The organism is Acidiphilium sp. JA12-A1, from assembly GCF_000724705.2.
GTDB lineage: Bacteria > Pseudomonadota > Alphaproteobacteria > Acetobacterales > Acetobacteraceae > Acidiphilium > Acidiphilium multivorum.
The window spans coordinates 1-233 of the sequence record NZ_JFHO01000273.1; the positions used below are offsets into that span (position 1 = coordinate 1).

The 233-nt window shown below is 79.2% G+C and carries 1 protein-coding gene; it reads right to left on the reverse strand.

The genetic code is table 11. The features are described 5' to 3' along the window. Positions 1-233: hypothetical protein (locus tag RT91_RS21145; protein ID WP_205409006.1), on the reverse strand; the 233-nt coding region annotated here is incomplete at both ends.

Here is a 233-nt window from a genome sequence, read left to right on the forward strand (position 1 = left end):
GTYGCGCCYGTSGCKCCSGTGGCACCCATCGCGCCCGTGGCGCCTGTGGCACCCATCGCGCCGGTGGCTCCGGTTGCGCCCGTGGCACCCATCGCGCCSGTKGCGCCTGTGGCACCCGTGGCGCCCGTGGCACCCGTCGCGCCTGTGGCACCCGTGGCACCCGTCGCGCCGGTGGCGCCTGTGGCACCCGTGGCACCCGTGGCACCCGTCGCGCCCGTGGCACCCGTCGCACC